The organism is Vibrio sp. 1069, from assembly GCF_033340555.1.
In genome coordinates, this window is the sequence record NZ_JAWOWP010000001.1 from 297,396 (window position 1) to 313,786 (window position 16,391).

Here is a 16,391-nt window from a genome sequence, read left to right on the forward strand (position 1 = left end):
ATCATGGAACAAAATACGGACAACGTATTTAACTTCAGTGCAGGGCCAGCAGGTCTGCCTAAAGCAGTTATGCAGCAAGCACAAAAGGAACTAATCGATTGGCAAGGTCTTGGCACTTCGGTCATGGAAATCAGCCACCGAAGCAAAGAGTTCATCAAAGTTGCAGAAGAAGCCGAGCAGGATTTACGTGATCTTCTGAATATTCCGGACAACTATAAAGTGCTGTTCTGCCAAGGTGGTGCTCGTGCTCAGTTTGCTGCTGTTCCTCTAAACTTACTTGGTGATGCCGATACGGCAACTTACATCGATGGTGGTTATTGGGCTGGAAGCGCGGTAGCTGAAGCGAAAAAATACTGCGAACCAGACGTGTTTGATGCAAAAACAGAAATCAACGGGAAAGTCGCGGTTCTACCTGCAAGTGAATGGAAAATTGCTCCAGAAGCGGCTTACGTTCACTTCTGTCCAAATGAGACCATTGATGGTATTGAGATTAACGATCTTCCTATCACCGACAAACCGATTGTTGCTGACATGTCTTCGACAATTCTTTCTCGTGAAATCGATGTGTCTAAATACGGTGTGATTTACGCGGGCGCTCAGAAAAATATTGGTCCTTCCGGCATTGCTATTGCTATCGTGCGCGATGATTTATTAGGTATGGCGAAGCAGGTACTACCAAGTATCTTGGATTACACTGTTTTGGCAGAAAAAGAATCAATGTTCAACACGCCACCAACCTTTGCATGGTACCTGTCTGGTCTTGTTTTCAAATGGCTGAAGGCACAGGGTGGAGTAAAAGCGATTGAGCAAGTGAACCGCGCTAAAGCCGCGCTACTGTATGATTACATCGATCAGTCTGATTTCTACCGTAATGGCGTGCACTCAGCAAACCGTTCTTTGATGAACGTGCCATTTCAACTTGCTAAGCCTGAACTGGATGCAACCTTCCTTGAGCTAGCAGACTCTAAAGGGTTGAAAGCGCTAAAAGGTCACCGAGCCGTTGGTGGTATGCGAGCATCCATTTATAACGCCATGCCGTTAGAAGGCGTTCAAGCGTTAGTCGATTTTATGCAAGAGTTTGAGAAAAACTACGCGTAAACTCAAACTGATAGTTGTTCTCCAAAGCGTCGCTATTGCGGCGCTTTTGTTTATCTCAACTCACATCACTCCAGGAAGGTAAAATGACCAAGGCGAATATTGAAGCGCTGATCAAGCAGCTCCCACTCTTGGCGCCACTTATTGATCTTAAGGAGGTCTGCTGGTTTAACCCAAACATAACCTCTTTAGCAGAAGGTTTGCCTTATGTGGGGCTAGATGAAAAAGATATTCAAGCTGCGAGTGAACGGCTTGCACGATTTGCGCCTTATTTGATGAAAGCGTTTCCCGAAACGGAAGCTTCGCATGGCATCATTGAGTCTTCTGTGGTGGATGTTCCCAAGATGAAAGTGCGTTTGGAGCAGCAATACGACACACCAATATTGGGCCATTTAATGCTCAAAAAAGACAGTCATTTGCCAATTTCTGGTTCGATCAAAGCGAGAGGTGGTATTTATGAAGTGCTCACTCATGCAGAAAAGTTGGCGTTTGAAGCCGGCTTGCTCTGTGAAAACGATGATTACAGAAAATTGTTCAGCAATGAGTTTCGGCAGTTTTTTAAGCAGTACAGTATTGCGGTTGGCTCAACCGGCAATCTTGGTATGTCCATCGGCATCATGAGTGCGAAGCTGGGTTTTTCAGTTTCAGTCCACATGTCTGCGGATGCGCGGGAATGGAAGAAAAATAAGCTCCGGTCGCATGGTGTTAATGTCGTAGAGCACCAAGAAGATTATGGTATTGCTGTCGAGCAAGGTCGTAAAGAGGCAGAAAAAGATCCCAACTGTTTCTTTATCGATGATGAAAACTCACGGACGCTGTTTCTAGGTTACTCTGTTGCGGGTGAGCGTCTTAAGCAGCAATTTGATGACTTGGGAATCGTGGTTGATGAGCATCATCCATTGTTTGTTTATCTTCCTTGTGGTGTTGGCGGTGGACCTGGTGGGGTGGCATTTGGCTTGAAGGTAGCATTTGGCGAGCATGTCCACTGTATTTTCGCAGAGCCAACGCACTCACCGTGCATGCTGTTGGGCGTACATACAGGCTTGCATGACGATATTTCGGTACAAGATTTGGGTATCGATAACATCACCGCCGCTGATGGTTTGGCAGTCGGGCGTGCCTCGGGATTTGTCGGAAGAGCGATGGAAAGGCTACTTGATGGTTTTTACACCATTGATGACGCTCGTATGTATCACCACTTGGGTGAGTTAAGTGAACTGGAAGGTATTAATCTAGAGCCTTCTGCATTAGCCGGTATGATTGGTGCAGTGCACGTCTCGAATAACCATGCTTACCAGTCTCGAATGAAATTTGACGAAGAAAAACTCAAAAACGCAACACATCTTGTTTGGGCAACAGGTGGGGGCATGGTTCCGGAAGATGAAATGGCGGCTTATCTCAAAAAATCTGGTCGGTAAATCAGCACTGTATACGTGCTTAATTAGGTAACTAATAATACAGGAATAACAAAAGGGCTCATCATTTGATGAGCCCTTCTCGTCACTGAAAATCGAATTATAGAGATTGTAATAGCTGGTAGTAACGACCTTTTTGAGCGAGTAGCGTTGGATGGTCGCCTTGCTCGATGATCTCACCTTGTTCCATCAAACAGATGCTATCCATACTTTCTAGCTCTATCAGTCGGTGTGTAATGAATACTACTGTCTTATTAGCAAAGTGTTCATTGAAAAGCGCCATCACTTTTTGTTCCGTACGCTTATCGAGGCCTTCAGTCGGTTCATCTAAGAGTAGGATTGGGGCATCACGTAGCAATGCTCGAGCAATACCGATTCGACGTTTCTCACCGCCAGATAACTGACGACCGCCGTCGCCTAACCAAGCGTCTAACCCCGGCTCTTCAAGAAGTCCGCCAAGCTCGACTTTTTGTAAAATAGTAGACAGTTGCTCATCACTTGCATCCGGAGCGGCCATGAGTAAGTTGTCACGTAGTGTCCCGTTTAGTACATCTACGCGTTGACTGACCACAGTCATTGCTGATCGCAGGTCCGACTCGCTCCAATCTTGCAGTTTTGTACCACCGATTCGAACTTCACCTTGGTTAACATCCCAGTAGCGGCAAAGAAGCTGAATCAGTGTTGATTTACCTGAACCTGTTTGACCTACAATTGCAGTTTTAGTGCCCAACGGTAGTGAGAGTGACAAGTCTTTCAGCACCTTTTGCTGACCGTCAGGGTAAGTAAAATCTATGTTGTCGAATTCAATGTCTAACGTTGTGTCTTTATGTTTCGACTGCTCAGGGAAGACAACGTCAGGTTCAGCCAAAATTACTTCATTTAAACGACGAGCAGAGGTCAACGTTTGACCGAGATACTGGAATGCGCCTGCGATAGGCATCAGAATCTCAAAGCTCGCCATGGTTGCAAACGCAAACAGCGCAATCCAAGGATCAGGAGCACGACCACCTACGCCGTCTGCAGCAAACCAAAGCATCACAACCAGTGTAATGCCGTTCACCAGCATAAGCAGGCCTGAAGCCATGCCCGTTAAGTTCGCGTTCACAAATTGGTTAGACAGCAACTGCTTCTGCTTCTCTAGAATGAGATTACGATAACGTTCTTCTGCTCCAAAGATACTCAGTTCGCTGTAGCCTTGAAGCCAGTCCAGTGTCGCCACTCGCAATTGCGCTTTATGATGAGTGAGATTCTCGCCATTGTTTTTACCCAGTTTATAGAACAGTACTGGCCATACAAACAACATGACGGTAAGAATCGAGCCAAGCAGTAGGGCGAGATGCCAATCAAAGAACGCCAGGACAGCCGTTAAACTCAATATGCCAAAAACACCAATCACGACAGGGCTGATAAGTCGAAGGTAAACGTGATCCATCGCATCTACGTCCGCTACTAGGCGGTTGAGCAGATCGGCATCACGCATCGTAGAAACACGACCCGGAATCAGTGGTGCAAGTTTCTTAAAGAAGAAGATACGTAGATCGGTAAGTAGCTTGAACGTTGCATTGTGGCTAACTACACGTTCTCCCCATCGACCTGCGGTTCGAGCCATTGCAGCGCCGCGTACCCCGGCACCTGGTAACATGTAGTTGAAGGTCTCACGAGCAACCGTCAAGCCTGCCACCGCTGCGGCTGAAATAAACCAACCTGATAGCGTTAATAAGCCAATAGACGCCGCTAAGGTCAGAAATGCCAGTAGCATACCTAGCGAAAGACCAAACCAGTGTTTCTTATAGAGTTTTAGATAAGGGAGTAAATCACGCATCTAAGTTCCCCTTGTCTGTTTCACGTTGTGCGAGGTTCGCTTCCAACATGTCTTTAAATAAGCCATATTCTGTCGACAGTGTGGCGTAATCACCACGTTGAACAATCTGGCCGTCCTGCATAACAAGAATTTGCGATACGTTTTGTAAAGGCGCAAGTTGGTGAGTAATCATCAAATTCGTTGTGGCATGCGCATACTTGTTAATGCCTTCCATAACGAGTTTTTCACTGCGAGCATCTAAGCTTGCGGTTGGTTCATCTAATAACCAAAAACGACCATTTTGTAGCATGGCGCGAGCCAGTGCTAAACGCTGCGCTTGGCCGACAGATAAACCACCAGAACGATCAGATATCGGATAATCCAACCCATGCATTTCAACAAATTCAGCAGCGTGAGAGTCATTCAACACACAATGTACGTCTGCATCCTGAATATTGTGCTTACCTAGTGTGATGTTATCTCGAATGCTACCGTGTAATAGCATCGGGTTTTGACCAATCCAGCTTACTGCCTCTCGCCATGTGGCTAGATCCAGTTGCGACAATTCACAACCATTAATCTTCAAGCTACCTTGATAAGGCATGAAACCGAGGATGGTGTTTACCAAGCTTGTTTTACCTGCGCCACTTGGTCCAACTAAAGCCGTACTTTTGTTGGCTTCAAGAGAGAAGGATAGGGGACCTGCGAGCTGCTTACCTTCCGGACTAAAAATGGTTAACTGGTCCGCTTCAATATGGATAGGGCTGTTTTTATCTAACGCTTGGGTACCATCTTTGATTTGATCGACTTCCAAATCCAGAAATTCGACAATGCTTTCTGCTGCGCCAACCGCTTGCTGTTTCGCATGATAGAACGTGCCCAAATCACGTAATGGCTGATAAAACTCTGGCGCAAGAATCAGAATGAACAAACCAGCAAAGAGCGTAACACCCGTGCCGTAGTAGCCGAAGTCCAGCTCCCCGATATAACTAAAGCCAAAGTAGACAGCGGTAATTGCGATAGAAATAGAAGTGAAAAACTCTAACACCGCAGAAGACAGAAACGCGATTTTCAGAACGTCCATGGTACGAGTACGAAAGACTTCTGAAGCACCCTTAAGAGTTTCAGTTTCAGATTTTGTTCTATCGAATAAGCGAATGGTCGTCATTGCTTGCAAGCGGTCATAAAAGTGACCCGACAAACGCTGCATCGCTTTAAAGTTTTTACGGTTTGCTTCTGCGGCTTTCATCCCAACCAGTGCCATGAAAATAGGCACTAGTGGTGCAGTGACCAGGAAGATCAAGCCTGCTGCCCAGTTTACTGGGAATACGACAACCAAAATGATGAAAGGCACTAGTACCGATAATGACATTTGAGGCAAGTAGCGTGAGAAGAAATCTTGCATATCTTCTACCTGCTCTAAGATGAGCGTTGCCCAACTGCCAGCAGGTTTGCCTTTGATGTAAGCTGGCCCAAGTTTATGAACTTTATCTAAAATGAGTTGGCGAATATAAACTCGAATTTGCTCCCCGCAACGGTAACCGGCAAGCTCTCGACCCCAGGTACAAGCAGCTCGACCGATAACCGTGCCACCGAGCCCAACAAAATGCCAAATGAGGTCGGTTTTGTCGACTTGGTCAATGATTAACTGGTGCAGAATGGAGGCGAGCAGGGCTGCTTGAGCCAATAAAAACACGCTTGAAAGTACGCCTAGGCCTATCGCAATCATAAGCCAGCGCTTGGCTAACTTACTTTGTTGCTTCAGCCACTTATTCAAGCTGCTTTGCTTTTTCTTATCCATCGTGAAGGCTTAATGATAATTGTTTTAATGAGGCGGTAGTATACAAAAGAAAACCCAGCGGGAATACCGCTGGGCTTTAAGGATATGACACAAATGTGAAAAGTTATTTGTCACCAAGTGAGTCTAAGAAACGTTCAGCATCTAATGCAGCCATACAACCTGTACCTGCAGAGGTGATCGCTTGACGGTAGTTGTGGTCCATTACGTCGCCAGCTGCAAATACACCTTCGATACTAGTTTGTGTTGCGTTGCCTTCAAGACCTGATTGAACGATGATGTAGCCATCTTTCATGTCTACTTGGCCTTCAAAGATTTGTGTGTTTGGCTGGTGGCCAATTGCGATGAATGCACCCATTACATCGATATCTTCTGTCGCACCGCTGTTCACGTCTTTAATGCGGACGCCCGTTACGCCCATATCGTCACCCAGTACTTCATCGAGAGTGCGATCGGTATGAAGAACGATATTACCGCTTTCAACTTTATCCATCAGACGTTTCACAAGGATCTTCTCTGCGCGGAATGAATCGCGGCGGTGGATCAGGTGAACTTCTGACGCAATGTTAGATAGGTATAGCGCTTCTTCAACAGCCGTGTTACCACCGCCCACAACTGCAACTTTCTGATTACGGTAGAAGAAACCGTCACAGGTTGCACAAGCAGAAACGCCGCGACCTTTAAATGCTTCTTCAGACTCAAGGCCAAGGTATTTTGCTGATGCGCCGGTAGATATGATTAAGGCATCACAAGTGTACTCACCTGAGTCGCCTTTTAAACGAAATGGGCGTTGTGATAGATCTACTTCATTGATGTGATCAAATACGATTTCAGTTTCAAAACGCTCGGCGTGTTCTTTCATGCGATCCATCAATGCTGGTCCTGTCAGTCCCTCAGCATCGCCTGGCCAGTTTTCAACTTCAGTTGTGGTGGTTAGCTGACCACCTTGTTGCATTCCCGTCACAAGCACAGGGTTTAAGTTTGCACGCGCTGCGTAGACGGCAGCTGTGTATCCTGCAGGACCAGAACCAAGAATTAATAATTTACAGTGTTTTACGTCGCTCATTATGGCTCCAAAAAGGGCGTAACATTTCCCTCGATTGTATGGAAATTCTTAGTGCTTTAAAAGCATAAACAACGATTGTGATCGAATAATTGGTTATAGATTAGAACCCACTAAATATTGATAGAGAACGTTGACTTCTAGCATAAAATTCTATTCGTAGTAGAGAAGTCTAGTTTCAAATATTGTCAAAGCGTAAAACTGAAACATGGTTCTGTTTTTGTGGTTTGATTTGGTTTGTTATGTCGTTTTCGTCGTTTTGTTGAAGCTATCAACGTTAAAAGCTGGTAATTGCAGAATATTTGCGTAACCTAGTGTGTAAATTAAATGTTAATTAATGTGCCTCATTAAAGGAGCAAATGATGTTACATTCACGTGAGAATACTCTACATTTAACACAGCTCAGCATGGCAGCAATTGAGCAGCTTTCCCCATCGTTTGAAGAACTGCCTCGTACCGAACATGCAGATGGTCAGTATCGACTACGACGTTATTCTGTGGTTGGTTTTGATAACGGCAAAGTCATCGACTTAAATAAAAATAGCTTTGTTCAATCCTCTGATATCAACCGATTTCAAGGTGATGTTGTAAGACAATTCGAGCCAATTGAGAAGGATATTCTTACCAGCGATGGCTTTCGAGAAATGTGTGAATTGTTTGTCAATGCGAATCATCTGCCAAACGGTCAAGAAATAGAAATTCACCAAATCCGTATCAGGGCACTGGAAGAAGAAACCCAAGTAGCACCTGAAGGTGTGCACCAAGACGGTTTTGATCACATTGCAATGGTTGGTGTGGGACGCCATAACATCATCGGTGGCGACATCATGCTGTACAGCAGCCATAACCAAGCCCCATTTTTCCGTAAAGTGCTAGAAACCGGAGAGGTCGCAATCTTGGCTGATAGCAAGCTGTGGCATAACGCGTGCCCAATCCGCTCTGTTATTGATGACGAAGCGGGCCATATGGATGTATTTGTACTCACGGCTACGGATAAGCGTAATGAACTTCAATCTTAATCAGATCAGAGAGCAATTTCCGGCGTTGGCTCAATACCACAACGACAAGCCCGTGACGTTTTTTGATGGTCCAGGTGGCTCACAAGTGCCTCAATCAGTACTAGACAGCATGGTAGGGTATTTAGGTTGTTTCAACGCTAACTTAGGCGGGCATTATTTTTCTAGCCAAGTGACCGTTGACGTAATGCAAAATGCGCGTGAGTCGGCTCAGGCGCTACTTAATGCCCCTTCATCTGGCAATATTGTCTTCGGTGCCAATATGACCTCACTAACCTTTCAGCTTAGTCGCGCGATTAGTCGAGATTGGCAAGCAGGAGATGAGATCATTGTTTCCGCTTTGGATCACTATTCAAATGTATCCAGCTGGCAGCAAGCGGCAGAAGATAAAGGCGTTACGGTTCATCAAGTTCGTATCAACGAAGAAGATTGTACGCTGGATATGGAGCATTTAAGCCGCCTTCTTTCTGATAAAACGCGCCTTGTCGCTGTGACTCATGCATCGAACACGACGGGCTCTATTGTGGATGTACAGCAAGTAGTCAGCATGGCGCACAATGTCGGGGCACAAGTTTATGTGGATGCCGTCCATTATGCGCCTCATCATTTGGTTGATGTTCAAGCGTTAGGTTGTGACTTTTTAGCTTGCTCAGCTTACAAGTTTTTCGGACCGCACGTTGGTATTGCTTACATAGCCGATCAGTGGCTCCACAGTATTCGCCCTTACAAAGTCGAGCCTGCCACTAATATAGGTCCAGGTCGATTTGAAACAGGAACGCAAAGTTTTGAAGGTCTTGCTGGTGTCGTTTCTGCGGTTGAGTATCTGGCTCAATTTGGTGAAGTCGGTTTACCTCTTCGCCAACGGTTGGAGCAAAGTTACCAACTGTATGAACAACATGAGCAGCGCTTGAGTGAGCGTTTCTTACAGCGTTTGAATGCATTAGATGGTGTCAATCTATTCGGTATCGCAAAGGAAGATAGCCAACTCCGCACGCCAACTTTTGCGCTAACGTTTGGCCGATATTCTCCAGAGTTCATCGCGAAAACACTGGGTGAACATAACATTTGTGTATGGAATGGTCACTTTTATGCGTTGGGCTTAGTTCGTCAACTTGGTTTAGAAGAATCGGGTGGTGTAGTGCGAATTGGTTGTATGCATTACAACACAATAGAAGAAGTCGATATGTTATTCGATGTGCTAGAAAGCATCCTTGACGCATAACTAACGATTTCTTCCTAATAGAAAAACAAAAGCTCGAGTCAAACTCGAGCTTTTTTCGTTTTTATTTGAATCAACGCGTTCTGCAAGCGATTACGCACTAACTTCAACTTCATAGGAAGTGAATTTTCTTACATTAATAACGCCAGTATCAAAGATGAGGTATTGACCTTTGATGCCTTGCAAAGTGCCAGTAACAACCGGGTTTTTATCGAAGTTATGCGAAGTGATCTTCGTTGGGTGCTGTTGTACCGGGTAGCTAAGGTCGGTAATGCTTTCGTTTAATACTTCAATGGCATCTTCGCCGAATTGCTGTTTTATCTCGGCAATTTTCTCTTCGACTAAAGGCAATAGCTCAGCAAAACGGTCCTGCAATGCCATAGGTTCACCGTCACCTTTAAGCAGTGTGCGCCAATTGGTCTTGTCTGCGATATGTTTCGCCAGTTCAACTTCAATTAAACCGGAGATATGGCGAGTTTTTACTTTAAAAATTGGCAAGCCCTGAGTCGCGCCTTGGTCAATCCAACGAGTCGGGATTTGAGTATGACGAGTAATACCAACTTTTAAGCTGGATGTGTTGGACAGGTAGACAAAGTGATCCACCATGCAATTCTCTTCACCCCATTGTGGTTCGCGACAAGTCCCTTGATCGTAGTGGCAGGTCTCTGGCTTCATGATACACATGTCGCAGCTTGCTAGCTTTTTCATGCATACAAAACAGTGGCCTTGCGAATAACTCTTTTTCGTTTTCTTTCCACATGAGCAACAAAAAATATTGCCAGTGTGAGTCAGTGTGAGCGTTTTACCCAGAAACGGAGTTAAGTCGATTTCTTCCTCACCGACAGGAAGACGGTAATTGACGGCACCGTCCAGAGAAGCACGCATTTTGTTTAGCGTGCCAGTTGCAATTAATGACATGACATTACTCATTATTGTGTTTTTGCACAGTATATACTGAAGTGGAGAAGAGATGCAGGGTTGACAGGAGCTTTAAAGTAAATGTCTTTCACTAAATTATTATGCATCGTGTTTTATTTTCTAAAAATTATGGCTGTGAAATGCTTCGCAAATAGAAGTTGGGCTGCACTTTTTAGAAATTTTAAAACGTGATAACGGTTCAAAATCCGTTACTATGTGTCGAAACTAAGAATTGAATGAAAAAGCGATTTTATTTCTTGATAAATTACCTTGATTTCATTTTTTGAAATTATTGAACCCCACGTATTGTATAATCTCAGCAGGTCACTTGCCCATGAAGTGGATCCATAACTTTATCTTTGCTCTTTCTATTTGCACTATCAGTTTGGTTGCCCTTTATAGTGTGCTTGGCGATACGCGAAAGCTGACCATTACACCTGAGCATTTCAATATCTATGCAACTAAAGATGCCAGTGAAGGAGGTGTGAGTGAGGCAGATATCACATACGATCGGCAAAGCCTAGTTCTTAGCTGTGAACTAAAGCAGAGCTCGTATGCTTGGCCTTATTGCGGAATCTCGGTTTATACCGATTCAGCAACGCCAACACAGGGTATTGACCTTTCCAACTACCATACGATTCGATTGAAGGTGCGATATGAAGAGGCAGGAATAGGGGCTAACCCTAGCCACGACCTACGTTTGTATCTTCGCAATTATAATTCTGAGTATTCCAAGCCGGACGACGAGTACACCATTAAATATAATGGCATGCAGTTTTCTCCATCGGGTTCGAGCGATATTGTCGAAATTCCGATTAAAAATCTTCAGGTGATGACCTGGTGGTTAGTAGATAACGGAGTCGCGATTGAACACTCCGCACCTGAATTTTCAAACATCACACGTATTGATATTGCAACTGGGTCTGGTGCGGCACTTGGTAAACATAGAATTGTGATTGATAAAATTGAGTTTGAAGGCGCTTACCTTGCGCAAGAAACATTGTTGTATGCATTATTAATCTCTTGGATGGCGCTTGGACTGGCTTTTTCTCTGCATGAGTTACGAAAAAATAGAGTGGCTTATGAAAAAGCGCAAAAGCGTCACCGTCATTTGGAAAAGGTGAATAATACTTTGCGAGCTCAAAACTATGAGTTTGCAGAGTTAGCGCATCGAGATGCTTTGACGGGCGCGATGAACCGATATGCTGTGCAACACTGGCTGGAACAACAATCTCGTCAGGTTCGCTGGGGGCATAACACCTTCAGTATTCTCTATTTGGACTTGGATAAGTTTAAAAAGGTGAACGACAAGTTTGGGCACCAAATGGGGGATGACATATTGCGCGAATTTGTCATGGTGGTAGCGACTTCTATTTACTCAGACGATCGACTCGTTCGTTGGGGCGGCGAAGAGTTTGTCGTATTTTGCCCTGATACCAATATTGAACAAGCGTTAGAGAAGGCAGAAATGATTCGCAAAAATGTGGAGGATCATTTGTGGGTGCACGGTGAATCATTAACTTGCAGTATTGGCGTTGCCCAAATGCAGAATGAACGCGTCTCAGAAACCATGGCGAGAGCTGACGAAGTGTTGTATCAGGCGAAGCGCAATGGTCGCAACCGAGTGGAAGCTCATTATGGTTTACTTGCTTGCGAAAAGAAGCAAGCCTGATAGCCGTTCACTAAAAGGAAAGAAAAAAGGTGGCCAACTGGCCACCAAGAGGGAAACTGCTGAACACCACTTAGGGGGGAAGTTTGGGTTATCGATACGATTACCGTGAGCAGCAGTGTAGTGCTAATCGAACTTGCTATTTTTACCAGAACAACCAAGCGAAAAGCGTTAGTGCAGCAATACAGGCAATGTTTAATACGAAACCAATTCGCATCATTTCTTTTTGCTTGATATGACCCGTACCGAACACAATCGCGTTTGGAGGTGTTGCAACAGGTAACATAAATGCACAAGATGCAGCGACGGCAATCAGTGCAGAGAGAATAACCGGAGACATGCCTAAGGCTTCTGCAATGGTCGCAAATACAGGGACAAGTAGCGCAGCACTGGCGGTGTTACTCGCAAACTCAGTTAAGAAGACAACAAAAGCAACCACTGCAAGAATCGTTAAGAGAATACCGGCTTGCTCAAGGAAGCCTGACAAGCTATGAGCTAAAAATACGCTTGTTCCGGTTGCTTTTAGGACGTTACTCAGACAGATACCACCACCAAATAGGATTAACACACCCCAGTCGGTTGTTTTCTCAATATCTTTCCACTCGACGGCGCGAGAAGCACCAAGTAGAAGGATGGCGCCAATAGCTACAAGAGTATCGAACTTCGCGAAGCCACCCAGCATAGCGTTAATAGGCTTACTGAATATCCACAACGTCACGGTCAGTAAGAAAATCGCCAACGTAATCATTTTGCCGTTTGTCCATTCGACTGGTTGATGGTCAAGGTCAAACTTGTGGCTAAGGTCAGGCTTAGTCATCGTGTACAATACGAGGATAGCGATTGGCATTAATACTAGGGAAATAGGTACACCAAACTTCATCCATTCAGTGAAGCTAAGGCCAACTTCAGCTGCTGCAATTGCGTTTGGTGGGCTACCAACCAGTGTTGCAATACCACCAATTGAAGCACTGTAAGCGATACCGAGTAGAACAAACAAAAAGGTGTTGTGGTTTTTCTTAGCGTCTAGCTTTGTCATCACACCCAGCACAAGCGGTAACATCATCGCGGCGGTGGCGGTGTTTGAAATCCACATTGACAGGCCAGCACTCACACCAAATAGCATGAATACAGCGACAGACATTTTTCCTCTTGCCAGCAATAGTACTTTATCTGCAATAGCTTGATCTAACTTTTGTTTATGTAGAGCCGCAGCTAGTGCAAAACCACCCAAAAATAGAAAAATGATGGAGTTGGAAAAGTTATTCAGTGCGGCTTGAGTGTTGAACACACCCAAAAATACCGCAAGTAGTGGTATGAGCAGCGCAGTAATGCTGACGTGAATCGCTTCGGTTAGCCACAAAATAGCAACAAAAACTAAGATGCTCAGGCCGGTTACTACTTGTGGCTCAAAGGGTAAGGTATTAAACAAGATAATGAACAATAGGATATTCGCGTTCAAAATCATGCTGTTGCGAGTGAAGAACCAATTCTTCAATGTCACAGCGAGTGCGGTCATGGGTAGTGCTCCTTTTGCATTGCCTTTTGTCGGTTTTTTTATGGCAAAGTAACTGACTTGTAGTTATTTATTGATGAAATGTTACTTTGAATGCGAAAAAGAGTTTTGCCTGAATCGTAGAGCAAATTAGAAAGTGTGATGTTGAGAATTGGAAATGGGTAGAAAACTACCCATTTGTTTTATAGAAATGTTACTAGGCTTGTGAGCCACGTTATTCCTCTATTCGACGGGGACTTGAAGAGGCTCGTTAGCTGCTTTATTTGGCTCTTTTACTGCGACGATAGGTTCTTGAGGGCCAAGAAACTTAGGCTGCGTATTGATAATATACAGGTCTAAAAACGCTTTCACACGGGCTAGCAGTTCTCGAACACGCATCGATGTTTTTTGCTTGTTGGCCGTCGGCCCTGCTACCGCGAGACACTGCGCATCAATGCTGTAAGCATTAGCGATGAACAGTGCGCGTTCACAGTGAAAGCGCTGAGTCACAATCAGAAATCGCTCCGAAGCAAAAATTTTTTTCGCTCGTACAATCGAATCTAAGGTACGAAAGCCAGCATAATCAAGGTGAATCACTTCTTCAGGCACGCCTGCTTTAAGTAAGTCGCGTTTCATTGTCCACGGTTCGTTATATGAACGGTGGGCGTTATCACCACTCAATAAAAACTGTTTTACTTTGCCTTGGTTGTAAAGCTCAATCGCCGCATTAATGCGATGAGTGTAGTAAGTGTTGAGGATCTTTCCGATGTATTTACTGGTACCAAGAACTACGGCAACCTCATGTTGAGGGATTTGCTCGTATTCAGTGAAAATGCTCTCTTTGGCTTGTAAAACCACCCACCGGTCGATGGCAATAACAGAAACAAGCAGACTAAGTGCAGAGATCGACAAAATCAAAGCAAATCGCTTCCAGGAAAATTTCAGCTTCCACTTTGATCTTATGCGAGAAAACAACAAAACGTTTTATATCCTTAACTAAAAATGTAGTTCTCATCATATCTGATAGAAACAAAAAGAGAGAAGCCCATTTATGCCAAAATCTGGTTAGGATGATAAAAAAATAAAAGCCCCTACATGGTAGGGGCTAATTATTAAACGAATTGTCTCAAGCTTAGAACGCAGTGCGTTTGTAGCGGCGGTAAACAGGTTGCCAGAACGACTGTTCAATCGCCACGTTCAATGCTTCATCAGTAATTTCTAATGCGACACCTTGTTCAATTGCCTTTTTACCAACGGCAAATGCGATTTTTTTCGATACTAAGTGGATCTCTTCCAGTGGTGGAAGTAGTGCCCCACGACCGTTGATTGCTAGAGGAGAACATGTTGCGAGCGCGCGGCTTGATTCCATTAGCATCTCGTCAGTGACACGTTTTGCATTGACAGCAAGTACACCAAGGCCAATGCCTGGGAAGATGTAGCTGTTGTTACATTGTGCAATAGGGTAAGTGCGACCTTCATGAACCACTGGCTCAAATGGGCTACCTGTTGCAACCAGTGCTTCACCATTTGTCCAACGAATGATGTCGTTCGGTGTCGCTTCCACGCGGCTTGTTGGGTTCGACAGTGGGAAGACAATCGGACGCTTACAGTGTTTATGCATTTCTTCGATGACTTCTTGGCTAAATAGGCCAGGAGCACCAGAAACACCAATTAGTACCGTTGGCTTGGCGTTACGCATAACATCGAGTAGTGAGAAGCCATTTCCTTCATTTTCCCACTCTTTCGTATTGGTATGCTTTTGCACCAAGCGTTGTTGGAAATCAAGAAGGTTAGGCATGCCTTCTTGTAACAGACCCCAACGGTCAACCATGTAAACTTGTGAGCGAGCTTGCTCGTCAGAAATTCCTTCCGATACCATTTGTGCGATGATCGCTTCTGCGATACCACAACCAGCAGACCCTGCGCCTAGGAAGGTAATACGTTGTTTAGAAAGCTGAGTTCCTGCTGCTTTACAAGCTGCAAGTAGAGAGCCAACAGTAACAGCAGCAGTACCCTGAATATCATCATTGAAGCAACACACGCGGTCTTTGTAACGCTCAAGAAGAGGCATCGCATTTTTCTGAGCAAAGTCTTCGAATTGGATCAAAGCATCAGGCCAACGGCGCTGTACCGCTTGGATAAACTCTTCTACAAATGCATCGTATTCTGCACCCGTAATACGAGGATGACGCCAACCCATGTACATCGGATCAGCTAAGCGTTGCGGGTTATTGGTACCCACATCAAGCACGATTGGTAGCGTGTAAGCAGGGCTGATACCACCACACGCGGTATATAGTGACAGTTTACCGATAGGAATACCCATGCCGCCGATACCTTGGTCACCCAAGCCAAGGATACGTTCGCCATCTGTCACAACAATCACTTTAACGTTGTGGTTTGCTGCGTTGTTCAGCAAGTCGTCAATACGGTCACGGTTCGGGTATGAAATGAACAGACCGCGACCACGACGGTAAATGTTAGAGAAGTTTTCACATGCTGCGCCAACAGTCGGCGTGTAGATGATTGGCATCATCTCAGAAATGTGATTTTGCACTAGGCGGTAATACAATGTTTCGTTGGTGTCTTGGATATTACGCAGATAAATGTGTTTATCCATATCGCTTTCGAAACTTTTGTATTGCTGGTAGGCACGTTCCACCTGCTCTTGGATAGTTTCGGTCGACTCTGGAAGCAGACCTTCTAAGTTGAATGAACTACGTTCTTCAGCAGAGAATGCACTGCCTTTGTTCAAAAGAGGGGTTGCTAAAAGAGCCGGACCCGCATATGGAATATATAGTGGGCGTTTATCGTTGTTCATTGGGTGCCTTATGTAGGGTTGAAGGATGCGCACCAAATTTTAACGGGTTCACTATTTAGTTGTAAACATGCGTTGATGCACATC

Annotated in this window: 12 protein-coding genes; 5 read left to right on the forward strand and 7 right to left on the reverse strand. The window is 44.9% G+C overall.

What is annotated here, in order from left to right; genetic code table 11:
* Positions 1-3: 3 nt before the first annotated feature.
* A complete protein-coding gene (gene serC / locus R7040_RS01320) occupies positions 4-1,098 on the forward strand; it encodes a 3-phosphoserine/phosphohydroxythreonine transaminase (protein WP_064353824.1) in 1,095 nt (364 codons plus the stop codon).
* Between the two features lie 83 nt (positions 1,099-1,181).
* On the forward strand, positions 1,182-2,513 hold the full coding sequence (locus tag R7040_RS01325) for a D-serine ammonia-lyase (protein ID WP_213967380.1): 1,332 nt from the start codon (positions 1,182-1,184) through the stop codon (positions 2,511-2,513).
* A gap of 97 nt (positions 2,514-2,610) precedes the next feature.
* Here R7040_RS01325 and cydC read toward each other — a convergent pair whose 3' ends face one another.
* The 3 genes from cydC to trxB all read right to left on the reverse strand — a co-directional run bounded on the left by cydC (position 2,611) and on the right by trxB (position 7,175).
* On the reverse strand, positions 2,611-4,332 hold the full coding sequence (gene cydC / locus R7040_RS01330; RefSeq protein WP_213868395.1) for a heme ABC transporter ATP-binding protein/permease CydC: 1,722 nt from the start codon (positions 4,330-4,332) through the stop codon (positions 2,611-2,613).
* Positions 4,325-6,112, reverse strand: a complete 1,788-nt coding sequence (gene cydD / locus R7040_RS01335; RefSeq protein ID WP_318095248.1) for a heme ABC transporter permease/ATP-binding protein CydD — start codon at positions 6,110-6,112, stop codon at positions 4,325-4,327. Before cydD ends, cydC begins: the two co-directional genes overlap by 8 nt.
* Before the next feature lie 103 nt (positions 6,113-6,215).
* Complete coding sequence (trxB, locus tag R7040_RS01340; RefSeq protein WP_054577922.1) at positions 6,216-7,175, reverse strand: thioredoxin-disulfide reductase; 960 nt, start codon at positions 7,173-7,175, stop codon at positions 6,216-6,218.
* 359 nt (positions 7,176-7,534) lie between these two features.
* On the opposite strand from trxB, the gene R7040_RS01345 reads away from it, so the two are divergent.
* Positions 7,535-8,191, forward strand: coding sequence for a 2OG-Fe dioxygenase family protein (locus tag R7040_RS01345; RefSeq protein ID WP_005377989.1), 657 nt, complete (start codon positions 7,535-7,537; stop codon positions 8,189-8,191).
* Positions 8,175-9,410 (forward strand): cysteine desulfurase-like protein, encoded by a 1,236-nt coding sequence (locus tag R7040_RS01350; RefSeq protein ID WP_064353827.1) that lies wholly within the window; start codon positions 8,175-8,177, stop codon positions 9,408-9,410. Before R7040_RS01345 ends, R7040_RS01350 begins: the two co-directional genes overlap by 17 nt.
* A 90-nt stretch (positions 9,411-9,500) precedes the next feature.
* Here the strand turns inward: R7040_RS01350 and R7040_RS01355 are convergent, their stop codons facing one another.
* A complete protein-coding gene (locus R7040_RS01355) occupies positions 9,501-10,325 on the reverse strand; it encodes a DUF2797 domain-containing protein (RefSeq protein WP_053303179.1) in 825 nt (274 codons plus the stop codon).
* A gap of 334 nt (positions 10,326-10,659) precedes the next feature.
* Here R7040_RS01355 and R7040_RS01360 point away from each other — a divergent pair, with 334 nt between their 5' ends.
* A complete protein-coding gene (locus tag R7040_RS01360; RefSeq protein ID WP_206957337.1) occupies positions 10,660-11,997 on the forward strand; it encodes a GGDEF domain-containing protein in 1,338 nt (445 codons plus the stop codon).
* A gap of 142 nt (positions 11,998-12,139) precedes the next feature.
* On the opposite strand, the gene R7040_RS01365 is transcribed toward R7040_RS01360, so the two are convergent.
* The 3 genes from R7040_RS01365 to R7040_RS01375 form a co-directional block, all read right to left on the reverse strand.
* Complete coding sequence (locus R7040_RS01365) at positions 12,140-13,510, reverse strand: SLC13 family permease (RefSeq protein WP_017634863.1); 1,371 nt, start codon at positions 13,508-13,510, stop codon at positions 12,140-12,142.
* 219 nt (positions 13,511-13,729) lie between these two features.
* Complete coding sequence (locus R7040_RS01370) at positions 13,730-14,464, reverse strand: vancomycin high temperature exclusion protein (protein WP_047100722.1); 735 nt, start codon at positions 14,462-14,464, stop codon at positions 13,730-13,732.
* A 154-nt stretch (positions 14,465-14,618) separates the two neighbouring features.
* Positions 14,619-16,307 carry an NAD-dependent malic enzyme gene (locus tag R7040_RS01375; RefSeq protein WP_005377977.1) on the reverse strand — a complete coding sequence of 563 codons (1,689 nt, stop codon included), beginning with the start codon at positions 16,305-16,307 and terminating at the stop codon, positions 14,619-14,621.
* Between the last annotated feature and the right edge of the window lie 84 nt (positions 16,308-16,391).